Source organism: Pseudomonas sp. S07E 245, from assembly GCF_019599025.1.
GTDB classification, from domain to species: Bacteria; Pseudomonadota; Gammaproteobacteria; order Pseudomonadales; family Pseudomonadaceae; genus Aquipseudomonas; species Aquipseudomonas shirazensis.
On sequence record NZ_CP080625.1, the window covers coordinates 1909138 to 1933082 of the forward strand.

A 23945-nucleotide genomic window follows, 5' to 3' on the forward strand; every position below is an offset into this window, starting at 1 on the left:
GTACACTGCGTCCATTCTCGCTGAGACGGACTTGCCTGATGGATCACATCGACCACATCCTAATCGTCGACGACGATCGCGAAATCCGCGAGCTGGTCGGCAATTACCTGAAGAAGAACGGCCTGCGCACCAGCATTGTCGCCGATGGCCGGCAGATGCGCAGCTTTCTGGAATCGAACACGGTCGATCTGATCGTCCTCGACATCATGATGCCCGGCGACGACGGCCTGCTGCTGTGCCGTGAGTTGCGCGCCGGTCGCCAGCGTACTACGCCAGTTCTGATGCTTACCGCGCGCAATGACGAGACCGATCGCATTGTCGGTCTGGAGATGGGCGCCGATGATTACCTGACCAAACCGTTTTCCGCCCGTGAGCTACTGGCGCGGATCAACGCAGTGCTGCGCCGCACCCGGATGCTGCCGCCGAATCTGACCATCAGTGAAAGCAGCCGATTATTGGCGTTCGGCCAGTGGCGGCTGGATACCAGCGCACGCCACCTGCTTGACCAGCAAGGCACGCTGGTGGCCCTGAGCGGCGCCGAGTACCGGCTGCTGCGGGTGTTCCTCGACCACCCGCAGCGGGTGCTCAGCCGCGAGCAGTTGCTCAACCTTACCCAGGGCCGTGAGGCGGATATCTTCGATCGCTCGATCGACCTGCTGGTCAGCCGCCTGCGTCAGCGTCTGGGCGACGATGCTCGTGAGCCGACCTGCATCAAAACCGTACGCAGCGAAGGTTACGTGTTCTCGCTGGCGGTTCAACTGCTCGAGCCAACACTATGAAATGGCCGCACACGCTGGCTTCGCGGCTGGCCTTGATCTTCTTCAGCGGGCTGGTGCTGGCCTACGGGCTGTCGTTCAGCCTGCAGGCCTATGAGCGCTTTGTCAGCAGCCGCTCGATGATGCTCACCAATCTCGAACAGGATGTAGCCACCTCGGTGGCAATTCTCGACCGCCTGCCCGCAGCAGAGCGCGCCGCCTGGCTGCCGCGGCTGGAGCGTAGCACCTACCGCTACCGGCTCGACAACGGCCAGAGCGGCCAGGCCATGCCCAGCGAGAACCCGCCGATGGCGGCCGAGTCGGTGGTCAAGGCAATTGGCAAGGACCATCACCTGACGTTCCTGGAGATCCCCGGTCAGGACGCGCACTTCCAGGTCCATCTGCGCCTGGCCGACGGCGCCCCGCTGACCATCGATGTAACGCCAGCCCTGGCACCGGTAGCCAGCTGGCTGCCGGTTGTGCTGCTGATACAACTGGTGCTGCTGCTGATCTGTACCTGGCTCGCCGTGCACTTGGCGATCGGCCCATTGACGAGGCTATCGCAGGCGGTGGACAACCTCGACCCCAACGCCCCCGGGCCGCAACTGGATGAAAGCGGCCCACGTGAGGTCAGGTATGCGGCAGTGGCCTTCAACGCCCTGCAAGCACGTATCGCTGTCTACCTGAAAGAGCGCATGCAAATCCTCGCGGCGATTTCCCATGATTTGCAGACGCCCATTACCCGCATGAAACTGCGCGTGGAAGTGATGGATGATGGGCAGGAAAAGGACAAATTATCGAGCGACCTGAGCGCCATGGAGCATCTGGTTCGCGAGGGCGTGGCCTATGCCCGCAGCATGGACGGCGGCACCGAAGCGCCGTGCCGCGTTGATGTTGACGCCTTCATCGACAGTATCGTCTTCGATTACCAGGACAGCGGAGCCCAGGTCGAGCGGCTGGGCCATACCGGCGGTACCGTGCAGACCCGGCCGCATGCCTTGCGCCGGGTGCTGGTCAACCTGCTCGATAATGCGCTGAAGTTTGCCGGGGCTGCGCAGCTGGATGTATCCCGGCATAACGACCTGACGATCATCCGCGTGCTCGATGACGGCCCTGGCATACCTCAGGAAGAGCTCGACGAAGTACTCAAGCCGTTTTACCGGGTTGAAGGTTCACGCAATCGTCAGACCGGTGGCACCGGCCTGGGATTGGCGATTGCCCAGCAACTGACGCTTGCGATGGGCGCCAGGCTGACGTTGAGCAACCGCTCGGGCGGCGGACTCTGCGCCCAAATCGAGGTGCCTTGAAGGCATAGCCGGGGCTTGCAATACACAGCGATACACAACGCTGTTTGGTCGACACATTGCCGATACCTCAGCGTCGCAGACTCTGCTCTCCCCTCTTCATGCAGCGGAGTCTGACCATGAACGCTATGAACCGCGCCTTCAGCAGTTTCGACAATTTCGCAGGCTGGACTGCCGACATACCGCTGCGCTTGTTCCTGGCCTGGGAGTTTTTTGAATCAGGCTGGGAAAAATTCAACGGCGGCAACTGGTTTGGCGACCTGCAAGCGAGTTTCCCGTTCCCTTTCAACCTGGTGCCTGCAATTCAATTGGCAGCTGTCGATGTGGGTCGAGCTGGTCGCTCCGCTGCTGCTGTTGCTGGGTCTGAGCACCCGGCTGGCCTCGGCGACACTGATTATCCTGACCGTGGTAGCCATTGCCGCAGTTCACTGGCCTGCCGACTGGTCGAGCCTGGCCGAGCTGGCCAAAGGTTATGCGATTACCGACCAAGGCTATGGCAACTTCAAACTACCGCTGATTTACCTAGTGGTCTTGCTGGCCCTGCTGCTGAGGGGCGCCGGCCGATTGAGCCTGGATCATTGGCTCTGGCAGCGACGCCCGATTACCAACAATACCGCGTGATAAATTTCCGCCCACGGCCCTCGTCATTTGTACAAATGAGCCAACCAAGCGAGTAAGCCGTGGACCTGCAGAGCATTCTGGGCAATTTGTTCGCCAACGCCGCCAGCGTTGGCCTCAAGGGCGTGTTTCAGTTCGTCTTCGATGGCCATACTGCGTACTGGTACGAGGCCGGCGGCCATGCCGAAAGCGGCAGCGGCCAGCACGGCTCGGCAGATGTCAGCATTGCCGTTGCCAGCGCAGATTTCATGGCGATCATGGCCGGGCAGGCCAATGTCGAAGAACTGTTCGCCAGCGGCCGCCTGATCATCGACGGCAACCTGGGCCTGGCTACTCTGCTGCCGCAGGCGATCGACATGGCGCTGCGCGGTAACCAGGCGCCTGCGGTCGAAGCCAATCGCCGCTATCCGCCAAGCGCCCGACCCAGCGATGCGCTGTCTGCAGCGCAGCCGCCGTTAACTCGAATCGAACGGCGGCCACGCTACGGCTTGTCCGTGGACGAGTTCCGCCAACACTATATGCTGCACGGCATTCCGCTGGTGATCAGCGACGCGCTGCACGACTGGCCGTTGTTCAGCAATGGTCATGAGGCCTCGCTCGAGCTGTTCGCCAACCTGCAAGGCATTACCCGCCACGGCGACTATGTCGAGAAAACCTTCTCCACCGAGCGCGACTTCCGCTCGACGTCCATGGCTGATTTTGTCTCCAGCCTGGACAACCCCATAGCGGCAAGCACTGACGGCAAGCCGCCCGCATACATGGGTAATAACATCCTGCCGGCACAACTGCTCGAACACATCCGCTACCCCGGCTATTTCGAAGCCGAGCAATTCATCCCGCCGCGCATCTGGATCGGCCCCAAAGGCACGCTGACGCCCCTGCATCGCGACGACAGCGACAACCTGTTCGCTCAGGTCTGGGGAGAAAAGTCGTTCATACTCGCCGCGCCCCATCACCGCGAGGCCCTAGGCTGCTGGGCGACATCGCCAGACGGGGGCCTGGAAGGCTGTGACGTTGACCCCAAAGCGCCCGATTACGCGCAATTCCCGCGTTGCCGCGAGGTGCGGTTCCTGGAAGTTGTGCTGCAGGCTGGCGACTTGCTGTTCCTGCCCGAAGGCTGGTTTCATCAAGTCGAGTCTCTGTCGACATCGTTGTCGGTGAATTTCTGGGTGGATTCAGGGCGCGGCTGGCCACGCTCACCACTGCCTGAGGTGGTCGAAGCAGCGCCCTGCCCTACAGTACCCGCTTGATCAGCGGCTCCAGCCGACTGAAACGCAAGCGTTTGAGGAATTTGCGCACCTGCTGCGGATGCTCGCCCGGCTCGCCCAGCTCACTGGCCGAGCGCAGCGCCGGCGCATGGCGCCTGAGCGCTTGCAACTCTTTCTCGCGCGGCGCCAACCACTGGCCCAGCGGGTCATCGATGAGCAACCCGTTTTCAAGGTCGAGGTTGAAGCCGCGAGGGTTGAGATTGTTGCCGGTGAGCAGGCTGTAGCGCTGATCGATCCAAACGCCCTTGGCGTGGAAGGTGTGGCCGGGGTCATTCCAGATGCGCAGGGTCAACTGACCCACGTCGATCGCCGCCTGGCGGCGTTTGGCAAAGGCGCGCAGGGTGTCTTCGTACAGGTACGGCAATACACCACTGGCGCTGAATGGCTCACCAGGCGCGACGTAAAAATCGTTGGCAGTACGGTCGCCGACAATGATTTCCAGCGCCACACCACGCGCCAGTGCCCGATCGATCTCGGCCATGACCAGGCGCGGCGGATTGAAATAGGGCGTACTGATGATGATCTGCTCGTCCGCTGCCGCGAGTAACGCGCAGATCGCACGGTTGAGCGGGTTGCCACGGCCAATGCCGAGCAGCGGGATGACCCGCAGGCCGTGACTGGCCGGTTCAGCCGGCAATGGATAGGTCATGCGCCGCAAGCGTGCGCGCAAGCGACGGATAGCAGCGCGCATGGTGCGCGTGGCCGGCGGCGCGGGCTGGTCCAGGCGCGGCGTGGCAGCGCTGGCCAGCACCTCGTGGACCAGGCTGACCATGGCATCGGCAAGGCTTGGGCACTCGAACAGATGATAACGGTCGAGGCGATAGCGATCGAAGCGATGCAGGTAAACGTTGTTGAGGCTGGCACCGGTGTAGATCACGCAATCATCGATGACGCTGCCTTTGAGGTGCAGCACGCCAAACAGCTCACGGGTTTGTACCGGTACGCCGTGGATGACGACGTCCAGACCGCGCTGTTCGCGCTGGGCCTGATACCAGGCGGCGTTGCCGGGCTGGCGGCCAGCGCCAAGCAAGCCACGACGCGCGCGGAACCAGTCAACCACGATGACAATCTGCAGTTCAGGCCGCGCCGCCTTGGCCTGGTAAAGCGCGTCCAGCACCTCTTGACCGGCTTCGTCTTCCTGCAGGTACAGCGCCACGATGACGATGCGCCGCTGCGCGCTGGCAATGCGTTCGAGCAACACCGTGCGATAAGCTGCAGCATCAGGCAGAGCGCTGATGGCTTGCGGGTCGATGGCAAAACCAAGCTGGGGAACAGGCATGGACGTGCGGATCAAGCGGATCACCTCCGGTCTCGAGTGAAATGCAAGGTTCACCCGTGCATTGCGTGGCGCCCATCATAGCAATAACGCCAGCACGCCCGACCATCGCGATCATTACAAAAAAAAGAAGGGATCAGATGTCGCCGCCGCCAGAGCAGCCCAGATTGCCTGGGGCTGCCCGGGGCGCCAACGGCTACTTCAGATCGAAACGGTCCAACTCCATCACCTTCACCCAGGCCGCGATGAAGTCCTTGGCAAACTTCTCACTGGCATCACTGCTGGCGTAAACCTCGCTCAATGCGCGTAACTGCGCGTGGGAGCCGAACACCAGATCTACCCGGGTACCCGTCCACTTCGGCTGGCCAGTTTTGCGGTCACGGCCTTCGAACGCATTGTTGTCCGCGCCGGTCGCCTTCCATTCAACGCTCATATCCAGCAAGTTGCGGAAGAAGTCATTGCTCAACTGCCCAGGTTTGTCGGTGAACACGCCATGCTTGCTCGCATCGTTGTTCGCGCCCAGCACACGCAGACCACCGATCAGCACGGTCAGCTCTGGCGCGGTCAAGGTCAGCAGTTGCGCCTTGTCCAGCAACAGCCGCTCTGCCTTGACGTTGTAACTGCCCTTGGCGAAGTTTCGGAAACCGTCAGCCAACGGTTCCAGCGCACCGAACGATTCGACATCGGTCTGCTCCTGCGAAGCGTCGACACGACCCGGACGGAACGGCACAGACAGGGCATGGCCGGCATCACGCGCCGCTTTTTCGACGGCAGCACTGCCAGCCAGCACAATCAAGTCGGCCATCGACATCTGCTGGCCGCCAGTGGCGAAACCGCTGCGAATGCCTTCCAGCACACCCAGCACTTTATCCAGCTGCTGCGGCTGATTGGCGGCCCAGAACTTCTGCGGCGCCAGGCGTATGCGCGCGCCGTTGGCACCGCCACGTTTGTCCGAGCCACGGAAGGTCGAGGCCGAAGCCCAGGCGGTATTGACCAGCTCGCTTACGCTCAGGCCCGAGGCGAGCACTTTGCTCTTGAGCGAGGCGATGTCTTGCTCGCTCAGTGCCGAGGGGGTGGCTTTGGGCAGAGGGTCTTGCCAGAGCAGCTCTTCCTGCGGCAGCTCCGGCCCCAGATAGCGCGCCAGCGGGCCCATGTCGCGATGGATCAGCTTGTACCAGGCGCGCGCAAAGGCATCCGCCAACTGCTCGGGGTGATCCTTGAAGCGACGCGCTATCGGCTCATAGATGGGGTCAAAGCGCAACGCCAGGTCGGAGGTCAGCATTGACGGCGCATGGCGCTTGCTTGGGTCGTGCGCGTCGGGGATCTGCCCTGCCCCATCACCGTTCTTTGGCTGCCACTGATGGGCGCCAGCAGGGCTTTTGCTCAGTTCCCAGTCGAAGCGGAACAGATTTTCCAGATACTCGTTGCTCCAGCGCGTCGGCGTCGAGGTCCAGGTCACTTCGAGGCCACTGGTGATGGTGTCGGGGCCTTTGCCGGTGCCAAATTTGTTGTGCCAACCCAGACCTTGCTGTTCCAGGCCGGCAGCCTCGGGCTCGGCGCCAACGTTGTCGGCCGGACCGGCGCCGTGGGTCTTGCCAAAGGCGTGCCCGCCAGCGATCAGGGCCACGGTTTCTTCATCATTCATGGCCATGCGGCCGAAAGTCTCGCGGATATCCTTGGCCGATGCGACTGGGTCCGGATTGCCTTCGGGGCCTTCCGGGTTGACGTAGATCAGGCCCATCTGCACCGCCGCCAGCGGATTCTCCAGGTTGCGCCCGGCATCGGTGCGGCTTTGTTCCTCACCATGCTTGGCGGGCTCGGCAACCAGGTCACCCTGGCCCGGCGCCTGGGCCTTGCCGTAGCGGGTGTCACCGCCCAGCCAGACCTTTTCCGAACCCCAGTAGACGTCTTGGTCAGGTTCCCACACATCGGCTCGGCCGCCGGAATAGCCAAAGGTCTTGAAGCCCATCGATTCGAGGGCGACGTTGCCGGTCAGTACGATCAAGTCAGCCCAGGAGATAGCCTTGCCGTATTTCTGCTTGATCGGCCACAGCAGACGCCTCGCCTTGTCCAGGCTGACGTTGTCTGGCCAGCTGTTGAGCGGCGCGAAGCGTTGTTGTCCGGAGCCTGCACCACCGCGCCCGTCGCCAATGCGATAGGTGCCGGCGCTATGCCAGGCCATGCGTACGAACAACGGCCCGTAATGGCCAAAGTCGGCTGGCCACCACTCCTGCGAATCAGTCATCAGCGCGGTCAGGTCCTGTTTGAGCGCTTGAAAATCAAGGCTGGCATAGGCTTTGGCGTAGTCAAAATCGGGGTCCATTGGATCGGACTTGTCTGAATGCTGGTGCAGAATGTTCAGGTTGAGTTGGTCAGGCCACCAGTCACGATTGCTGGTGCCACCACCTGCGGTTTGATGGAACGGGCATTTCGATTCGTTCGACATCTGCGGGTACCTTCGGGTCGGGTTCTGTCAGAGTTCCGGTCTAGGCCAGCTTGATCAGCCGAGCACATAGGCTCGGCCGTCTGCTCATCAGTTGGAGCGGTCAGGCCGCCACAAGCGTGCAAAGGGGTTGCCTGGATACGGCGTGTTGTGCAGCAGGCGCTGCGCAGCCGCAGGCTTGTCCCTTGACCAAGACTAGCTGAGCGCGGGCAGAGGTCTAATAGAGCAAGTATTACCCACCGATAGCGTGAATATGTCAGCACCCCGAAGCCAACGTGCGCGCCAGCAGATTACTTGCGCCGTTGCATCCACGCAGCGCCCAGACCACTGAGGCAGATGATCGCGATGCCCACCATGCTCAGGTGGTCTGGCACCTGGCCGAAGACCACAAAGCCCAACAGCCCGGCAAACACGATCTGGCAGTAGCTGAACGGCGCCAGCATGGCCGGTGCGGCAAAGCGGAAGGCCTGGGTCAGCAACAGGTGCGCAGACATCCCGAAACCACCCAGCGCCAGCATCAGCAGCAGGTGGTCCCACTCGGGCATCTTCCAGAAAAACGGCACCAATGCCGTCATCACCAGGGTATTGCACAGCCCGGCAAAGAAGTTGCTGGTGGTCGGGCTGTCGTAGGCAGCTACTTTGCGGGTGAGTAGCTGATAAAAGCAGAAACCCAGTGCAGAGCCGAACGGGAAAAGAATCGCCGGGGTGAACATTGAGCCGCCTGGGTGTACCACTACCAACACGCCAATGAAGCCCATTACTACCGCGACCCACTGGCCAGTGGTGACATGCTCTTTGAGCAGCGGTACCGACAATGCCGTCACCAACACCGGTGCAAGAAAGTTGACCGAAGTGGCCTCGGCCAATGGCAGATACTGCAGGCCCGCGGTAAACAGCAGACTGGTACTCAGCAGGCTCAGTGCACGCAGCGTCTGCAACACAGGCTTGCGGGTACGCAGCACCGCCATGCCCGACTTGGGCAGAAAGATCCCAGCCATCAGCAATGTATGCACCAGATAGCGGACCCACACCACCATGATGATCGGGTACAGACCACCGAGGAACTTGGACAGCGCATCATGGCTGGCAAACAGGAAAGTGGCGACCACTACCAGGGCGATGCCTCGCAGCGGCTGATTGACTCCGGACAGCGGTGTACTCGAACTCATGGCGTACTCAAATAGGGACTTGGCAGCTACTCCGCCAAGATCCGGCTTCCATCAAAGGCGGCCTGGATATGGGCGAATTCTAGAAGAGATGCGCGCAATTGCGATAGCCGGTAATGGATTGCCGTGTCTACCGGCCGCTTTAGCGTTCGCTGATCGAACACTTTTTCACAGCAGGTACGACAGCACCGATGCGCTAAAGCTCCCGGCGCAACAGGTATGTGTCCATGATCCAGCCCTTGCGTTGCCGCGCTTGTTCACGTGCGGCCACAATCTGCGCCTTCATCTGCAACAAAGGCCCGGCAAGCAGCAGCTCGTCCGCCGTGCCGAGATAGGCGCCCCAGTAAATATGCAGTTGTGGGTCGTCGATATCGGCGAACGCGCACTGGCCATCAAGCATGACCAGCACATTGTCGATCTGCTTCACTGCGCCGAGCTGCCGCCCGGGAAGTACGGTCAGCGGCTCGCCAATGCGGTTCAGCGGGATCTGATGACGAGCTGCCAGGGCCTGAATGCTGCTGATGCCGGGGATGACTTCGAGTTGCAGTTGTGTACCGTGCTGGCGTACCAACTGGAGAATCCGCAGCGTGCTGTCGTACAGGCTTGGTTCGCCCCACAGCAAGAAAGCACCCACGTCGTCCGGGCCGAGTTCGTCATCGATCAATCTTGCGTAGAGCGCTGCGCGTTGCTGGTGCCAGTCCTGTACTGCCTCAATGTAATCGCTGGCCAATGCATCACGCTGCGGATCATCGACTTGCAGCACCCGGTAGTCGCCAGTGGGCAGGTAGCGCTCGAGAATTGCCCGGCGCATGCGCACCAGCTCATCAGAGCGGGCGCCCTTGTCGAGGACGAAGAATACCGTGGCCCGTTTGAGCGCATCGACTGCCTCGAACGTCACCTGCCGCGGATCACCAGGGCCGATGCCGATCAATAACAACTGCTTCATTAGCCACTCCCGCTCTGGTTTGCTGTGATTGCCAGACCCTGAGTGTCGGCTTGAGCCGACACTATGTCGAGCAGTTAAGGCTGTGGGTGAACAGCAAATAAATTAACGCACATAAAACTAGTAAAGTTCCCTGACTACTTGCAAAGTTTATGGTTTACCGTGACGCCGTCGGCAACTACACTCGGGACTAGCGAACAGCACTATCCCTGCGTGACCGACGTTAAATCTTCTTACAATGTTCGTCACGTTTTGACGCAGTCGTATTTAAGGAGTGATGAAAGTGTCCAGACTTGCAGAGTTTCGCGCTGCCGAAAAAGCGCTTCAGGAACAGATCGCCCAACTCGAGGCGCTCAAGCAGGATGCCGGTCTCAAACGCGAAATCGAGTTCGAGCAGAAGCTGCTGGGCCTTATGAAAACTTACGAAAAGGGCCTGCGCGATATCGTCGCCATCCTTGATCCAAAAGGCAGCAGCAAACCCGCCACCAAGGCGTCCGGGGCGCCCCCAAAACAGCAGCGCCGCGCCCGCGTGGTCAAGGTTTACGAGAACCCGCACACCGGCGAGCTGATCGAAACCAAGGGCGGTAACCACCGCGGTTTGAAAGCCTGGAAAGAAGAACACGGCGCCAGCACTGTCGACGGCTGGTTGCGTCCATGAAACATGGACATACACTTCACACTTTTTTCACAGCTTGTGGGCCATGATCAATTCCAGCTAACGGATTAGCGACCCCATCTGCGCCCGCACACGCGGGCCTCTAATTTCAGCGCCCTGCCCTCGTGCAGGGCGCTTTCATTTTGCCTCCCCGCTCACGTCCCGTATCATGGACGGCCTGTCTTATCGCTGGTGCCTGCGGGCCCGGCCTCGTCTCTGGAGCCTTCATGAGCCTGAACGATCTCAACACCTTGCCTGGCGTTACCGCTCAAACGGACGCTGCCACTGCGCAATTCGTTTTCAACCACACCATGCTGCGCGTCAAGGACATCGAGAAGTCGCTGGACTTCTACACCCGCGTGCTCGGTTTCAAACTGGTGGACAAGCGCGACTTCGTCGAAGCCAAGTTCAGCCTGTACTTCCTGGCACTGGTTGACCCCGCGCAAATTCCGGCTGATGACGATGCTCGTCACCAGTGGATGAAGTCGATCCCGGGCGTGCTGGAGCTGACTCATAACCACGGCACTGAAAGTGATGCAGCGTTTGCCTATCACGATGGCAACACTGACCCACGCGGTTTTGGTCATATCTGCATTTCGGTGCCTGATGTAGTTGCAGCGTGCGAACGCTTTGAAGCTTTGCAGGTGCCGTTCCAGAAGCGCCTGAGCGACGGCCGCATGAATCATCTGGCCTTCATCAAAGACCCCGACGGTTACTGGGTCGAAGTGATTCAGCCGACGCCCTTGTAAGTACAGCTGACTAGGCGCTCCGCGCATAGGCGATTGCAGCATCGATCTGCGTTGCCGTGGGGCGCACGCCGGTATACAGCACAAACTGCTCCAGCGCTTGCAGGGCAATCACCTCAAGCCCTGTGATGACCGGTTTGCCGAGCGCTTCGGCGCGGCAGATCAGTGGCGTGCGCGCCGGCATCGCCACCACGTCGAATACCCGTTCTGCCACTGCAATCGCGGTTTCGGGGAACGCCAGTTGCTCCGCCTCAGGGCCGCCGGCCATACCAATCGGCGTGACGTTGATCAGCATCGGCGGCGCCAAGTCGCCCAGTTCTGCCTGCCAGCGATAACCCAGCATCTCGGCCAGTTGCCGCCCAGCTTGTTCATTACGGGCAATAATCAGCCCTTCACGAAAGCCGGCGTCACTCAACGCACAGGCTACTGCCTTGGCCATCCCGCCGCTGCCACGCAGCGCGAACGCTGTAGCCGGGTCTACCTCATGTTTGGCCAGCAACTGCTGCACGGCCAGATAATCGGTGTTGTAAGCCTTCAAGTAGCCGTCGCTGTTGACCAGCGTATTAACCGACTCGATGGCAGCCGCAGACGCATCAACCTCGTCGACCAACGCCAGGCAAGCTTCCTTGAACGGCATCGATACACCGCAACCGCGAATCCCCAATGCTCGAATACCAGCCACCGCGGCGGGCAGATCATCTGTGGTCATGGCCTTGTAGTAGTAATCCAGGCCCAGCTGTTCATAGAGATGATTGTGAAAGCGCACGCCAAAGGTACCGGGACGGCCGGCCAGAGAGATGCACAACTGCGTGTTTCTGCTGGGAATGTGGCTCATCTACTGCTCCGTTTGCCTGAGCTGAATCGTTGCTCCAGCGTACCAGAGGGCATTGCTTACACAACCTTTACCCTTTCCCGGCGCTCAGTTGACAGTAACAACGGCCATAGTAGGAGCCACCGCGCAGCGTGGTCTCGACACTACTGTTGATAGAGCTGATGACCACTATTGAGGAAGTTGATTTCAAACGCCGTCAGGAGCTGGGTAAGGTTGGCGCACGTCTTACAGGAGGTCAGCATGGCCACTATCCAGATCATGTCGGTTGTTGGTAGCGCAGTTCCCACTCGCTTGCGTGAGCAGGGGCTGCTGGCCTGCTGGTATCTGATGCGCAATGGCGAGCCGGTGAGCGGCCCGCTGGCGTCCAAAGCCTGTGCAGTAGCGATGGCCGATCAGCTGCAGAGCGGCAGCTTGATGGCTTGAACGAATGTGTTGTGTGTTGCTCCTTGTGCCCTTGTTGCCCGCCATTTTTGGCGGGCTTTTTTTTTGCGCGCTGGGGCACGCCTCAGGCTGGATCTGGATGCTCGCTGGAGACTGTGTTGTTGGTCTCTACGTCAGACATTTCTTCGTCCAGGCCGGCATCTTCATCTTCAGGCAGCGGAGGCATTGGGTCATGAGCCGTCTCGTTGTCGGTCGTACCGCCCACGCCCTGCTGAGAGATGTTGCCAGGTGCTTTTTCGTCGATATCCATAGCGCTACCCTCGTCAATGCACGGATGATCCGTGCCTTAGCGTGAGAGCCGCGGGATTGACGCAAGTGCCCGCGACGAGACCAACGGCGCTAACTCTCGAGAAGCAACTCTTAACAGTGGGTATTGGCTAAGCCGATCGTTTTTTCCCGGTGCTGATCAATTCGACGCTCCATCGTCATTAAAACGACGTTTGCGCCGAACCGCCTGCAGCAACAATACAGCGCTGGGAATCAACAGGCCGACCGCGGTCCAGCCAAACGCAGGCTGACCAGCAGCGCCTACGGCGGCGAAAACAACACCGATAATCAGCATGGACCCGCCTGCGGCGTAAAAAGGGGTAGTGCTGTGCTTGCTCATGATGATCCTCCTTGAAGTGCGGTATTTAATCATGAATCGACAAAGTGCCCATCGTCTTCGGCAACCACGAGCTACAAAGTAGCCCGCTCGCGCTACGCCCCACTCCCACAGCTTCGCCGCAGATGGCGTTAAAAAATGGATACCGGATTAAAATTCGTTCACGTTGCGCCCTTTAGTCATAAGGCATTCGACACGCTTTCGGCCATACTCCACAGATGTTTTTCGCGTTTCGGCACGCTTTGGAAAGGGCGGAAAGCCCGGGTTTCTGGGCCTTCCAGCCCTCCCGGATACCCTGCAACACACTCCAAAACGAGGCCAGTGGTACAAAAAGTGGTACGAGGCAGCTGTACGTCCATCCAGCGAAAGCCGGTCATACGTAGTAGATGTTCGACTATTGCCAAAGGCCCAGCTCTGCTGGTCTGAGCGCTGCTGCCCCCCCCTCCCCCGGCGTTCTGCCGACCTCCCCCTCCTCTATATACCTACACCGTCCGGCACCACCAGGACTGCGCATGCAGCACCCTGTCGACCTCCTCTTCACCATTGATGCTGATGCCGAGCTGGGCCATGCCTTTCACCTTGGCATCGTGGAGGCGCGGGATGACGTCGGCGCCGGGCGAATGGCTGAAGAGCCAGGCCTGCGTCGACACCCTGCCCAGCGGCGCGCTGCGGTGATCGCCGATGTGGATGTCTGCCTTCAGGGCCTGGATCTTCGACAGCTGATCGCTCGGGATGGCCACGCCCAGCTTGCGCCGCCGGACGATCAGGAAATACATGTCATCGGCCCATGGCTGCACAGGCTGTAGGTAACCACGCCCCAGACAGGTAGGAGAAAGTAAGGTGATCACGATAGAGCACATGCTCGATCACTTTAGTACTAAAAAGCTGTTCGGGTACCTGTGCGCTTGGTTGAATGCAGCTCTCGCTCTCGTAAAATTTCGGCTGAAACCCGCTGTGCAGCAGTTCGCCCTGGAGATGCCAGCGCCCTAGCGGCAGATGAAAATGGTGGCTTCAACTGACGTTCATAGCCAATGCGGTGCCGATTTTCTGAAGGCAGAGCACGCACCGTCACTTCCTAGCTGTCACCCTTGTGTAGGCCAGTTTCCGCACAGAGCCCGGACAAACTGCGCAACACGAGCTCAGAGGCATGAAAACTGAATGTACCAGTAGTTTGACTGCGCGTAGTAAGAGGTTGGCCCGGAGTTAAAAACCGTGCCTCCCTCTGCTGCAGAGCCTTCTGCATCAATCATGTACCGTCCGCCACATGCTTCATGCATCTGCTTATATGCACTTTCGCGGCGTTGATTCCGGACAAACTCAGCTCCGTCGTTGAGATATTTAACAACCCCAGGCCTTGCTCCCTCGTTAGCAGGAGCATACGCCGAGCCAGAGTTCGGCGACGAAACCATCTGTGCTGACGTACAACCAAATAGCCCAGAAAGAACAGCCAGCACGACTAGCATTTTAGTTGGCTTCATCAACCCGATTTCCTTAACGAGATGGAGGACTATATAACTGATGTCACGCCACCTGAGCAATATGAGCGTAGTCCGACAGCCTTGATGAAATCACTGACAGTGGATACGACGAACAGACTCAATCGGGAATGGAGGCTACCCTAGAAGCGCCAAAAAAATCCAGTCACCGTTAGATGACTGGATTTTTTAGGGATTTTTAGTCGGGACGGAGTGATTCGAACACTCGCCCCCTTGCACCCGATGCAGCGGACGATACTCATATAACTATCTGATTTCGTTAGACATATACCAGAACCACGCGGGCCAAAATCTTTAATTTTTGAGCGTTTTGCAAACGAAAACACGCGGCCGCCAGCCTGGGTTTTGCGCAGCCTAAAGGCGATACCTCTGTGGCAGAAAGCGCTGGATGCATGAATGGGCGACAAGTCAGCCCTCAAACGGATGGGGGACGCATCCGGGCCAGGCTTAGGGCTGGCATCAAGGAATCTTGACCTCTAGGGCCAACATCACCACGCGGTTTCTTAAGGGCGTTTAGCGGCACTAGAGGTTTGATTTGCTGGTCAATATCTCCTCCTCGCCTCCACGCCTCCTCTTTTCCGCGTTGCGGTATCAGAATTAGTATCATTCGGTCGCTACCGTGGCTGTCCGCTATCGACCCACAGCTGCCCTTCGCGACGGGCAGAAATCGGCCAATAGCAGTCATTGCTTACCCGATTGTCGCAGCTCGAAAGATTGCCGGGGCTGAACCCAATGCAATTCTGAGCAGCTTGTCCTACCTGGGTGAGATGACGTCCGAGGAATTCGGCAAACCGGATGCCGCGCGCGTCGGCTAGTTCGCGTTACCAATAACGCCGCTTATGTTCAAAAGGCCCCTACACTTGAAGCCAGTGTGGGGGCTTTTTTGTGGGCCGGTGAAAACCAGCCCCCCCCCTGCGCTTGTAGACCAACCCCCACAGCGGTGGTTTTACGCAGTGACCGCTAATTCGATCAGGAAGCGCCTTCCTGGCGTTATCCCTCACCTCAACAATAATGGGTGAAAGAATGAGCGTCGTATTCTCGCGCAATGGTGTCAGCATGCCCGATCTGGTCCGCACCAAACTCGCCAATCACCTGGCACGCCTCGGCCGCCCAGCAGATGTGCCTGCCTTTGCACTGGCCGAAGAGCGCGCAGAAGGTTTTGTGGAGGGGGTGGAAGCCGCACATGCGCTAACCCCCGCTTCGATTGAGGGGTTGTTTATCGCCGTTGAAGACGCCGCCGCACGCCGGCGGCGGGATCTGGCGCCATGAATGGTGAAGCGATCCAGTCAGACACCTTGAGCGCTTTGGTCAGCCAGCACGCGATCCGCGAAACGGTGGTGGGCCGCGTGGCGTGGATAACCACTAACCATAACGGACGTTCAGGCAGATGTGATGCCAAATAATAGATGGAGTTCGCATTGCCTCTAGGGGGCATTTCAAAACCTCAAAAAAATGACCAAAAGCCCTTGGCATTGATTTCACGGCGATGCGTTGATTAGCCATCCTGACCGCGATCAGCAAAACGCACCGCGATAGCCTGGAATTGCTCATGGTTGGCCAGGAAAACCTCGCAAATATCTGGATCGAAATGCGTAGCACATCCCTGGCGGATTATCTCCAGCGCCTGATCGTGTGACATGCCTTTCTTGTATACGCGTCGGCTAATCAACGCGTCATAGACATCCGCCAATGCCATGAGCCTGGCGCTGATGGGGATGTCATCGGCACTCAGCCCATCGGGATAACCGGTACCGTCCCACTTCTCGTGGTGGCTGTAGGCGATCTCCTTGGCCAGACGCAGAAATCCCACCGAGGTGCCCAACTGCTCTTCGGCATGCCGGATTGCATCGCGTCCCAGCACCGTATGGGTCTTCATCGTCTCGAACTCTTCCGGCGTGAGGCGCCCCGGCTTGAGCAGTATGTCATCGGGTATGCCGATCTTGCCGATGTCATGCAACGGAGCTGACTTAAACAGCAGGCGGATACTTTCCTCATTGAGAAACTGCTGGAACCTCGGATGTTCGCGAAGCAGCTCGGCCAGTAGTCTGACGTAGTGCTGAGTTCGTCGAATGTGGTTACCCGTCTCATTGTCGCGGGTTTCGGCCAGCGAGGTCATGGCCTGAATGGTCACATCCTGGATAGCGATGACCTCGGCGGTGCGGCGCTGGACTTCCTGCTCAAGGTAAGCCTTCTGATCACGCAAAAAGTCGGCGGCCGCCTTGATCTTCAATTGGGTTTCCACCCGTGCCAGCACGATGGGTGGGTTGATCGGCTTGGTGATGTAGTCCACGGCGCCCATCTGCAAACCCAGGATCTCGTCTTCCATTGTCGCCATGGCGGTGATGAAGATGATCGGGATATGAGCGGTGCGCGGATCGCGCTTGAGCTGCTCTGCCACCTCATACCCCGACAGATCAGGCATCATGATGTCGAGCAGAATCAGATCCGGGCGAGGCTCCTGCACCGCTGCCTTCAGCGCGCGCTCACCGCTGATGGCCACCCGCATGCGGTAGATGTCCTTCAGCAGGCCATTGATCAGCGTAATGTTCTCCGGCGTATCATCGACAATGAGGATGATCGGGGGAAGTGGATAGTTTAGCGTTTCACTCATGATGTTCCCTCCAGCACGGGGTATCGCGGGCCGTCGATGCACGTTTGAGGGTTAGCCGTGCGGCCTCGAAGTCAAAGTTGTTCACCTCATTCATCAACTGCTCGAAACTGTCCTGGCCGAGTGCTCCGCGCAACGAATCCGCATACTGTTCCATATAATCCGGCGCTGCTCCGTCATTGGCCTCCAGCAGGTGGATGAGCGCTATGGCATGCTGTGCCCAGTCGACGCTCGATACCACCGCCGGTGCTGCCTGGCCGCTACCCAGCGCTTGACGGATTGCATGCACGGCCAGCGAGAGCGCCTCAATCAATTCATTCACCAATGCGTCCGACTCAGCGTGTGCCCCGATCGCGGTTTCCAGCTTACCGGCCATGGCTTGCAGGCCGCTGAAACCGAGGTTGCCTGCAACGCCTTTCACGGTGTGGGCCATTCGCTCGGCCGTCGCCCGATCACCCGCACGTAGCGCGTTCCTCAGCGCTTGCCCTTCCATAGCCCTGCGGTCGGCAAATTGACCCAGCAGCTTGATGTATAGCTGGCGATTGCCCGCCACTCGCCTCAGTCCGTCGGCGCTATCTAGCCCTGGAATGTCCGGTAGGCGCTCCTCGCCCGATGCGGCGCTGGACGGCTCCACTGCCGCCGACCGAGGTACGACCCAGCGCAGAACCGTGGCGATGAGTGCTTGCGGATCCACGGGCTTGGTCACATGGTCGACCATGCCCGCCTCGATACAGCGCTCCCGGTCCTCGACCCTGGCATGTGCGGTCATAGCAATCACCGGGATCTGTGCGCAGTGAGGCCCGACGCGAATACGCCGGGTCGTCTCGAGACCATCCATCTGCGGCATCTGTACGTCCATCAGCACCGCGTCGTATTGCGCTGCAGCCAACATCGACAGCGCCTCGCAGCCGTTGCCGGCAACTTCCACCAGGGCACCGGCAGCCTCGAGAAGCTCCCTGGCAATCTGTTGGTTGATTTCGTTGTCCTCCGCGACGAGCAGGCGCACTCCGGCGAGCACCTTCGCCTGCGCAATGGGTACGGTTAGCGCCACCACGCCCGTTTGCGGCGCGAATAAGTTGACCAGTACCTCTACCAGCGAGGACTGGTTGACCGGCTTGACCAGGAACGCGCGAATGCCGGCCGCTTGCCCAGCGGCGTGCATTTCGTCATGCCCAAATGCACTGACCATGATGGCGTACAGTGCAGGCTGCAGGCCAAGCGCCCGGCGCGTCGTCTCGATGCCATCCATCTCTGGCATTTGCCAATCCACCAATAGCACCCGGAACGGGTCGTCGGCCGCAGCACCGCGAAGGCTCTCCAGAGCAGCCTCGCCTGACGCCACCGCGACCGGCGAAAGCCCCGCTACGAGAAGCATGTCGGAAAGGATCTGGCGCGCGTCGGCATTGTCATCGACGACCAGGACGCGCGCTCCGGCGAGCTCTGCAGGGACAATCTGGCGCTGCGTACGCATGTGCTGGTCAAGACCAAGCCAGACACTGAAAGAGAACGTGCTGCCGTTGCCCGGTTCTGAGTCAACCGCGATCGTTCCGCCCATCAACTCGACGATGCGCTTCGAGATGGCAAGGCCCAGGCCGGTACCACCGAATTGTCGCGTGGTGGAGCTATCGGCTTGGGCAAAGGCCTCAAAGAGTCGCCCGGTTTGCTCGGGAGTCATGCCGATACCGGTATCGCGGACACGAACCTGCAGTTGAACTTTGTCGCCGGTGCGGCCCAGGTTGCGAACCACGACCGTAACCTGCCCCTGTTCGGTGAATTTCACTGCGTTGCCTACCAGGTTCAGGATGACCTGGCCCAGACGCAGCGGATCTCCAAGCAGCGTCTCGGGAACGTCCGACGCCCGGTCGAACAGCAGCTCAATGGCCTTGTCGTAGGCCTTTTGCGCAATCAGCGAGGACACGTTGTCTAGCACTGCGTCTATCTCAAATGGCACTACCTCGACGCTAAGCTTGCCGGCCTCGATCTTGGAGAAGTCGAGGATGTCGTTGATGATGCCAAGCAGCGAAGTGCCCGCGTTGTGGATTTTCGAGACATAATCGCGCTGCCGCTGGTCCAGCGAAGTCTTCAGCGCAAGGTAAGACATGCCGATGATCGCATTCATGGGCGTGCGGATTTCGTGACTCATGTTTGCAAGGAAGTCGCTTTTTGCCCGCGTCGCCTCTTCAGCAATCTCCTTCGCCCGCTGCTGCGCGTGCTCTGCTGCCTTGCGCTCGGTGATGTCCTGCAGCCAGCCGAGCAGCCCTTGCTCCCCCTGGATCTGGATTGGCAGGTAGGTGACAAGTATGGTGCGTTCGCGCCCCTGCCGGTCACGCATCGGTACTTCTTGGTCCTTTGCGATGCCGTCGTCCGTGAGGCGTTCGACGATGGCTTCGCGATCATGCTCATTCGCGTAAATCTGCGAAGCAGCGTCACCGACGCCTACGCCGAACGTTTCACAGAAGCGGGGGTTGGCGAAGCGGATCACGCCCTGGGTAGAAAAGGCTATGTTGATTGGACTCGTATCGAGGATTGCCTGCAGCCGCGCGCGTTCTTCGCTAAGCGCCACTGCTGCCGCATGATGATCCGTGACATCGCGCACCCAACTGGCGACCAGGGTCTCACCGTGGATTGTCACGAATGATGCACCGACCAGAACCCAGAGAATTGATCCATTTTTGTGCAGCAGGCGGGTCTCGAAGTTTTCGACCTTGCCATTTCGTGTCAGCAGTTCGAGGAAGCGCTCGCGCTCCTCAGGGTCGACATACAGGCTCGTGGCGTTGCGCCCGAGCAGGTCCTCGCTGACATAACCGGTCGCCTGTGAAAAGCGTTGGCTTACTTCCCTGACAGCTCCGTTCCGATCTGCCAGCACCAGGCTGGCGGGGCTGGTATCCATGAGCGCGCGGGTGAAAGCCTCGCGCTCGGCTAGCTCTGCGGCAACGCGCTTGCGCTCGTCTACTTCCCGGTTGAGGCGTCGGTTCCAGGCCAGCATGGCGCCGAGCAACAGCAGGACCGCGACCAAGCTCGGGATCGCCCATCTCATTACGGTTTTAATATCGAGGCCGTCCTCGTTGAGGGACTCCTCGAACAGCCGGTATTCCATGAGCGATACGCGATAGTACCGCCGCCAGCTCGCATCGAGCGGCGAATCAATGCGATTGCTGGACTGGAAGAACTGCTCCAGCGCTCGTGCGAGATCCGGCGCGTTGCGCGCAACACCCCACCCAACGCTGGTCGCTTCGCTGACCGGAAACGCAATGGAGAGACGTTCGGGATCTTCACGGGCCCAGCGCAGCGCGCTTTCACTACCCAACACCGTGAAATCCACCTTCGCATCGGCTACCAGTTTCACAGCCTGCTCGGTTGGCGCATAGACGATTCTGACCGGCTGACTGGATAGAGGACCGCGGTTGGCTTCATCGATCCACTGCTCGTAGCCCGTACCCTTCTGCACTGCCGCCGTCAGACCGAGCAGATCAGACACCTCGTTGCCAAGGGACTGGTTGGAGCGATGGGCGATGACCAGGTTGCGTACCCGGTAATAGGGCACGAGCAACATCTTCGTTTCGCGCCAAGGGACGATCTGCAAGTCATTTGGATAAAGATCGCAGCGGCCGTCGGCGAGTAGCTTCGGGTCGTAGCTTGCCTCGCGTACGGTCTCGCCCCGATCGTCGTGAAACTGCGCATCGAAACTCGGCAGTTCCGTTACCTGTGGGCGTAAACCGAGTGACCGCGCGAACGCCTCCGCGTTAGTCCGGTAGAAGGAAGCGCTTGAGCCAGCCACGCATATGCGCAGGACGCCGCTTTCCCGAATCTGGGACAGCGTACGTGCTTCCACGCATGGCATGCCCAACACCAACAAGCCTCCCAGTGCAAGCAACGCTCCCAAGCGCGGCTCTGTTTTCAAAATGCTCCTGCTGGTAGGTAATTGCTCACGATCCAACTCGACATATCCTTGTGAACGCCCTTCCAAGAGCTTGTCCGCCGTTCTGCACTGGTATTACAGGTTTTGGAGTGTAGGCATACGCTGCAGCAAGCGCCAGCAACAAAAACTGGGCCAGCTAGCAACTCCCCACTGCTACTCACCGTTCGGAAAGTGAGTTTCCGGACGCTTACTTAATACTCGCACACCTAAGTATCTCCAATGTCCGCTATGGGTCGATAGCAGACCCCGCTGGCCGATTCTTGGATCACATTCCAAGCTCTCCTGATGACAGCGCTGTTGTGCTAAGTCAACGGGTTTCAAGACCGTGATACAAACGCCCGCCCCACGCGGTCTAGACGCCTAAATCGATTCCAAAACAAACACGAAATAGCACGGCTACAGGCCGCATACCGCAAGGGTCGCTGTTTCAGTTTTGGAATCGATTTTTGCCTTTCTTCCCGCGTCCTGCCGACCGAATCCCAAACCAAAATTACACCGCTCTGCACCACCACGACTGCGCATAAAGCACGCCGTCGACTTCCTCCACGCCATTGATGTTGATGCCGAGCTGGGCCATGCCATTAACCTTCGCATCGTGTAGCCGCGGGATGACATCGGCGCCGGGCGAATGAGTGAACACCCAGGCCTGCGTCGACACCCTGCCCAGCGGCGCGCTGTGGTGATCGCCAATGTGGATGTCTACCTTCAGGGCCTGGATCTTCCCCAGCTGATCACTCGGGATGGCCACGCCTAGCTTGCGCCGCCGTACAATCAGGAAATACATGACATCGGCCCGTGGCTGCGCAGGCTGTAGGTCACCACACCCCAGACGGTGAACTCGTCACCTTCCATGATGAAACGCGGCGCGTACCGAGGATTCTCCGAGCGCAGCACGATCTGCCGGCCGACATAGTCGAGCCGCTTGCAGACTGGCTCGCCATTGACCGCCGCGATGACGATGTGACCGGCCCGCGCATCGATCGCCTTGTCGACGATCACCACGTCCTCGTCGAAGATCCCGGCACCCTCCATGCTGTCTCCGTCGATCTTGACCAGGTACACGTTAGGCGCATGCACCTGCAGCAGTTCGTCGAGGGATATGGCTTGCAGGTCTTCGGCTGCTGCGAATGCGCTCACGGACTGCATGGCTGGCCAGCCTCAAGGCCATAGAGACGAGCCGCCTCTGCCATCTCGAGCATGTCCGCGAGCTGGTCGGCGTCCACCTCATTCCTGCGGTGAGCGGCCAAGGCCATGACCTCGAGCACAGCCGCTCTTCCCTCAGGGTCGTCGGTCAAGGCAGCGACATCATCGAGCTCAGCGACCCAAAGCGCAGGTAAGTGTTGTGACATGGCGGCACCCAATACTGTATATAAAAACAGTATCCTAAAGCCGCAAATGGACTGCGGCAATCACCGCCTGGCGGGCAAGGATCAGTGCGCGGGCGCGCCTCTGCCGCTAAGGGCTTTAAGCTGGTAGTCAGTGACCGCCTGGGCATGGGCATCGTAGATTTGCCGCAGCCGCTCAACTTCACGGGCTGGAGCGCCCATGTCTTGCGCTTCGTGATAGCGCTTCAACGCCGCCGTGACCTGCAGGTACATTTCATGGTCAGGCATCAGCACGTCATTGGCATCCGAGCTCACAGACTATCCCTCAGTGGAATGGCACAGTTCGGCCGTTGAGCAGGCTTTCAATGCCTGGTAAGCGGCTTACGATCAAATGCGTAAAGCTGATAATCGGTCACAGCTTGGTAGGCCGACTCGGCGATCAGACGTAAGCGCTCTACTTGATCCAGCGGTTCGTTAGCGTCTTCCGCCTCATGGTATCGACGAAGTGCCGCGATCGCTTCAAGCATGAGAGGCTCCCCCGCCTCGAGCAACCCATTGATCGTGCGCTTCAATGAAGTTCTCCAATTATGGCGTCAGCGCATTATAGGACGCTTCGCACGCTAAGCCCGCTATTCGGGCTCGATCATACGCTTTCGCCAGCTCTCCCGCTCGAGCGTCAGCCCGTGCGAGCAGGTCGGAGAGCACCATGGCGGCGCGGGTGGCTGCTTGGCCTCTGGCGACAGCGGAGGTATCCGTGCCGGGGCAACCGACGGAGGCGGCGAGCTTGCCGGCTTCGTCGCGCATCCGCTGGCCAGCAGCATCGGCACCAGCAGCGCCAGCATCAGCAATGGTCCTTTCTTCGTGTGCATGGGCTCTCGCCTCCTCCTGCGCCTTGGCGCGTTGTTGTTCTTCTGCTCGGGCATTCCGTTCACCCAGCACTTCGGCCAAGCGATCGCCGCTGTCGCGTGTCGCTGTAGCGGCAGTGGCGCCTGCTCGCTCCACTGATCGGCCGTGCTGGTAAGTCAGCCAATACGAGCCAACCACGAGCAGAAGAGCGATCACCCTGACGCCCCAACCGTTCACGCCGGCTCCAAGAACAGATCGCGCTCAGCATGGCGCCGTCGGGTCAGGCCGGCCAGCACCTTGCCTCCCGCCTTGTTCCAGCGAGGAAACTGCTCAGCAGCACCGGCATAGTTCCCGGCATTCAGCAGGCGGCGCAGCGTAGACGATTCGAGATTGGCCGCGCCCAGGTTGTAGGTGAAGCTCAGCAGAGCGTCCCACTGGTTCTGATTCAGCGGCGCCGTGACCAGGCGCTGCAGCTCTGGTTCAAAGCGCTGGACGTCGTTCAGCAGCATGCGCTCGGCCTGCTCCTTGCTGATCGACATACCAGACTTCACGCCACGGGTGGTGCCGTAGCCGATGGTCCATACGCCGACGGAATCTTGGTAGGCCTGCAGGCGCAGGCCCTCAAACGACTTGATGAGGCTCAAGCCGCGTTGCGATGTACGCATTGGGTTTTCTCCAGGCAAAAAAATACCGCCAGGCG

Annotated in this window: 24 protein-coding genes and 1 pseudogene; 8 read left to right on the forward strand and 17 right to left on the reverse strand. The window is 59.7% G+C overall.

The genetic code is table 11. The features are described from left to right. Window positions 1-38: 38 nt before the first annotated feature. From K3F44_RS08560 to K3F44_RS08575, 4 genes and pseudogenes are all read left to right on the forward strand, one after another. Entirely contained in the window at window positions 39-779 is a 741-nt protein-coding gene (locus tag K3F44_RS08560; RefSeq protein WP_101320108.1) for a response regulator, read from the forward strand. Further along, window positions 776-2062: a HAMP domain-containing sensor histidine kinase gene (locus K3F44_RS08565; RefSeq protein WP_220633780.1), complete on the forward strand. Its 1287-nt coding sequence runs from the start codon at window positions 776-778 to the stop codon at window positions 2060-2062. Before K3F44_RS08560 ends, K3F44_RS08565 begins: the two co-directional genes overlap by 4 nt. 116 nt (window positions 2063-2178) lie before the next feature. After that, window positions 2179-2680: pseudogene (locus K3F44_RS08570) on the forward strand (DoxX family protein). Between the two features lie 59 nt (window positions 2681-2739). Continuing rightward, window positions 2740-3927, forward strand: coding sequence for a cupin-like domain-containing protein (locus K3F44_RS08575; protein WP_220633781.1), 1188 nt, complete (start codon window positions 2740-2742; stop codon window positions 3925-3927). Here the strand turns inward: K3F44_RS08575 and pssA are convergent. The 4 genes from pssA to cobF form a co-directional block, all read right to left on the reverse strand. Beyond that, window positions 3911-5224, reverse strand: a complete 1314-nt coding sequence (pssA, locus tag K3F44_RS08580; protein ID WP_188036154.1) for a CDP-diacylglycerol--serine O-phosphatidyltransferase — start codon at window positions 5222-5224, stop codon at window positions 3911-3913. The genes K3F44_RS08575 and pssA overlap by 17 nt on opposite strands. A gap of 193 nt (window positions 5225-5417) precedes the next feature. After that, window positions 5418-7667 (reverse strand): catalase/peroxidase HPI, encoded by a 2250-nt coding sequence (katG, locus tag K3F44_RS08585; protein WP_220633782.1) that lies wholly within the window; start codon window positions 7665-7667, stop codon window positions 5418-5420. A gap of 287 nt (window positions 7668-7954) precedes the next feature. Further along, complete coding sequence (locus K3F44_RS08590; RefSeq protein WP_101320118.1) at window positions 7955-8833, reverse strand: DMT family transporter; 879 nt, start codon at window positions 8831-8833, stop codon at window positions 7955-7957. A 193-nt stretch (window positions 8834-9026) separates the two neighbouring features. Then, entirely contained in the window at window positions 9027-9776 is a 750-nt protein-coding gene (gene cobF, locus K3F44_RS08595) for a precorrin-6A synthase (deacetylating) (RefSeq protein ID WP_220633783.1), read from the reverse strand. A 280-nt stretch (window positions 9777-10056) separates the two neighbouring features. Between cobF and K3F44_RS08600 the strand changes: the two genes are divergently transcribed. Beyond that, window positions 10057-10431, forward strand: coding sequence for a histone-like nucleoid-structuring protein, MvaT/MvaU family (locus tag K3F44_RS08600; protein ID WP_220633784.1), 375 nt, complete (start codon window positions 10057-10059; stop codon window positions 10429-10431). Window positions 10432-10655: 224 nt separating this feature from the next. Further along, window positions 10656-11177, forward strand: a complete 522-nt coding sequence (gene gloA / locus K3F44_RS08605; protein ID WP_101320122.1) for a lactoylglutathione lyase — start codon at window positions 10656-10658, stop codon at window positions 11175-11177. A gap of 10 nt (window positions 11178-11187) precedes the next feature. Here gloA and K3F44_RS08610 read toward each other — a convergent pair whose 3' ends face one another. Further along, window positions 11188-12009: a shikimate 5-dehydrogenase gene (locus K3F44_RS08610; protein ID WP_220633785.1), complete on the reverse strand. Its 822-nt coding sequence runs from the start codon at window positions 12007-12009 to the stop codon at window positions 11188-11190. A 237-nt stretch (window positions 12010-12246) separates the two neighbouring features. On the opposite strand from K3F44_RS08610, the gene K3F44_RS08615 reads away from it, so the two are divergent. Then, window positions 12247-12429, forward strand: a complete 183-nt coding sequence (locus K3F44_RS08615) for a hypothetical protein (RefSeq protein WP_101320126.1) — start codon at window positions 12247-12249, stop codon at window positions 12427-12429. A gap of 82 nt (window positions 12430-12511) precedes the next feature. Here K3F44_RS08615 and K3F44_RS08620 read toward each other — a convergent pair whose 3' ends face one another. The 4 genes from K3F44_RS08620 to K3F44_RS08635 form a co-directional block, all read right to left on the reverse strand. Then, window positions 12512-12697 carry a hypothetical protein gene (locus K3F44_RS08620; protein WP_101320128.1) on the reverse strand — a complete coding sequence of 62 codons (186 nt, stop codon included), beginning with the start codon at window positions 12695-12697 and terminating at the stop codon, window positions 12512-12514. 156 nt (window positions 12698-12853) lie between these two features. Next, a complete protein-coding gene (locus tag K3F44_RS08625; protein WP_220633786.1) occupies window positions 12854-13054 on the reverse strand; it encodes a hypothetical protein in 201 nt (66 codons plus the stop codon). 479 nt (window positions 13055-13533) lie between these two features. Further along, the gene (locus K3F44_RS08630; protein ID WP_220633787.1) at window positions 13534-13827 is read right to left on the reverse strand and encodes a hypothetical protein; all 294 of its coding nucleotides are present in this window, start codon (window positions 13825-13827) and stop codon (window positions 13534-13536) included. Between the two features lie 363 nt (window positions 13828-14190). Next, a complete protein-coding gene (locus tag K3F44_RS08635; RefSeq protein ID WP_146047340.1) occupies window positions 14191-14529 on the reverse strand; it encodes a hypothetical protein in 339 nt (112 codons plus the stop codon). A 1041-nt stretch (window positions 14530-15570) separates the two neighbouring features. Between K3F44_RS08635 and K3F44_RS08640 the strand changes: the two genes are divergently transcribed. Continuing rightward, window positions 15571-15816: a hypothetical protein gene (locus K3F44_RS08640; RefSeq protein WP_033733270.1), complete on the forward strand. Its 246-nt coding sequence runs from the start codon at window positions 15571-15573 to the stop codon at window positions 15814-15816. Between the two features lie 226 nt (window positions 15817-16042). Here K3F44_RS08640 and K3F44_RS08645 read toward each other — a convergent pair whose 3' ends face one another. The 8 genes from K3F44_RS08645 to K3F44_RS08680 all read right to left on the reverse strand — a co-directional run bounded on the left by K3F44_RS08645 (window position 16043) and on the right by K3F44_RS08680 (window position 23910). Beyond that, window positions 16043-17158 (reverse strand): HD-GYP domain-containing protein, encoded by a 1116-nt coding sequence (locus K3F44_RS08645; protein ID WP_028614250.1) that lies wholly within the window; start codon window positions 17156-17158, stop codon window positions 16043-16045. Next, window positions 17151-21092, reverse strand: a complete 3942-nt coding sequence (locus K3F44_RS08650) for a response regulator (protein WP_101320134.1) — start codon at window positions 21090-21092, stop codon at window positions 17151-17153. Before K3F44_RS08650 ends, K3F44_RS08645 begins: the two co-directional genes overlap by 8 nt. Window positions 21093-21564: 472 nt before the next feature. After that, window positions 21565-21858: a hypothetical protein gene (locus K3F44_RS08655; protein ID WP_220633788.1), complete on the reverse strand. Its 294-nt coding sequence runs from the start codon at window positions 21856-21858 to the stop codon at window positions 21565-21567. Continuing rightward, window positions 21846-22220 carry a LexA family transcriptional regulator gene (locus K3F44_RS08660; protein ID WP_220633789.1) on the reverse strand — a complete coding sequence of 125 codons (375 nt, stop codon included), beginning with the start codon at window positions 22218-22220 and terminating at the stop codon, window positions 21846-21848. The genes K3F44_RS08655 and K3F44_RS08660 overlap by 13 nt, the downstream gene beginning before the upstream one ends. 284 nt (window positions 22221-22504) lie before the next feature. Further along, the gene (locus tag K3F44_RS08665) at window positions 22505-22687 is read right to left on the reverse strand and encodes a hypothetical protein (protein ID WP_220633790.1); all 183 of its coding nucleotides are present in this window, start codon (window positions 22685-22687) and stop codon (window positions 22505-22507) included. Between the two features lie 74 nt (window positions 22688-22761). Continuing rightward, entirely contained in the window at window positions 22762-22926 is a 165-nt protein-coding gene (locus tag K3F44_RS08670) for a hypothetical protein (RefSeq protein ID WP_220633791.1), read from the reverse strand. A 58-nt stretch (window positions 22927-22984) separates the two neighbouring features. Next, the gene (locus K3F44_RS08675; RefSeq protein ID WP_220633792.1) at window positions 22985-23482 is read right to left on the reverse strand and encodes a DUF2514 domain-containing protein; all 498 of its coding nucleotides are present in this window, start codon (window positions 23480-23482) and stop codon (window positions 22985-22987) included. Next, a complete protein-coding gene (locus K3F44_RS08680; RefSeq protein ID WP_220633793.1) occupies window positions 23479-23910 on the reverse strand; it encodes a lysozyme in 432 nt (143 codons plus the stop codon). The genes K3F44_RS08675 and K3F44_RS08680 overlap by 4 nt, the downstream gene beginning before the upstream one ends. Window positions 23911-23945: the final 35 nt, after the last annotated feature.

What these genes read in the sequence shown, in the direction of transcription:
- K3F44_RS08635 (WP_146047340.1), bottom strand. Translation starts at nt 14,529, where the DNA reads ATGAAGCCAACTAAAATGCTAGTCGTGCTGGCTGTTCTTTCTGGGCTA.
- K3F44_RS08680 (WP_220633793.1), bottom strand. Translation starts at nt 23,910, where the DNA reads ATGCGTACATCGCAACGCGGCTTGAGCCTCATCAAGTCGTTTGAGGGC.
- K3F44_RS08655 (WP_220633788.1), bottom strand. Translation starts at nt 21,858, where the DNA reads ATGTATTTCCTGATTGTACGGCGGCGCAAGCTAGGCGTGGCCATCCCG.
- K3F44_RS08665 (WP_220633790.1), bottom strand. Translation starts at nt 22,687, where the DNA reads ATGCCTGACCATGAAATGTACCTGCAGGTCACGGCGGCGTTGAAGCGC.
- K3F44_RS08610 (WP_220633785.1), bottom strand. Translation starts at nt 12,009, where the DNA reads ATGAGCCACATTCCCAGCAGAAACACGCAGTTGTGCATCTCTCTGGCC.
- K3F44_RS08565 (WP_220633780.1), top strand. Translation starts at nt 776, where the DNA reads ATGAAATGGCCGCACACGCTGGCTTCGCGGCTGGCCTTGATCTTCTTC.
- K3F44_RS08645 (WP_028614250.1), bottom strand. Translation starts at nt 17,158, where the DNA reads ATGAGTGAAACGCTAAACTATCCACTTCCCCCGATCATCCTCATTGTC.
- K3F44_RS08620 (WP_101320128.1), bottom strand. Translation starts at nt 12,697, where the DNA reads ATGGATATCGACGAAAAAGCACCTGGCAACATCTCTCAGCAGGGCGTG.
- K3F44_RS08630 (WP_220633787.1), bottom strand. Translation starts at nt 13,827, where the DNA reads ATGTATTTCCTGATCGTCCGGCGGCGCAAGCTGGGCGTGGCCATCCCG.
- cobF (WP_220633783.1), bottom strand. Translation starts at nt 9,776, where the DNA reads ATGAAGCAGTTGTTATTGATCGGCATCGGCCCTGGTGATCCGCGGCAG.
- K3F44_RS08615 (WP_101320126.1), top strand. Translation starts at nt 12,247, where the DNA reads ATGGCCACTATCCAGATCATGTCGGTTGTTGGTAGCGCAGTTCCCACT.
- K3F44_RS08590 (WP_101320118.1), bottom strand. Translation starts at nt 8,833, where the DNA reads ATGAGTTCGAGTACACCGCTGTCCGGAGTCAATCAGCCGCTGCGAGGC.
- katG (WP_220633782.1), bottom strand. Translation starts at nt 7,667, where the DNA reads ATGTCGAACGAATCGAAATGCCCGTTCCATCAAACCGCAGGTGGTGGC.
- K3F44_RS08670 (WP_220633791.1), bottom strand. Translation starts at nt 22,926, where the DNA reads ATGCTTGAAGCGATCGCGGCACTTCGTCGATACCATGAGGCGGAAGAC.
- K3F44_RS08660 (WP_220633789.1), bottom strand. Translation starts at nt 22,220, where the DNA reads ATGCAGTCCGTGAGCGCATTCGCAGCAGCCGAAGACCTGCAAGCCATA.
- K3F44_RS08560 (WP_101320108.1), top strand. Translation starts at nt 39, where the DNA reads ATGGATCACATCGACCACATCCTAATCGTCGACGACGATCGCGAAATC.
- gloA (WP_101320122.1), top strand. Translation starts at nt 10,656, where the DNA reads ATGAGCCTGAACGATCTCAACACCTTGCCTGGCGTTACCGCTCAAACG.
- K3F44_RS08640 (WP_033733270.1), top strand. Translation starts at nt 15,571, where the DNA reads ATGAGCGTCGTATTCTCGCGCAATGGTGTCAGCATGCCCGATCTGGTC.
- K3F44_RS08625 (WP_220633786.1), bottom strand. Translation starts at nt 13,054, where the DNA reads ATGAGCAAGCACAGCACTACCCCTTTTTACGCCGCAGGCGGGTCCATG.
- pssA (WP_188036154.1), bottom strand. Translation starts at nt 5,224, where the DNA reads ATGCCTGTTCCCCAGCTTGGTTTTGCCATCGACCCGCAAGCCATCAGC.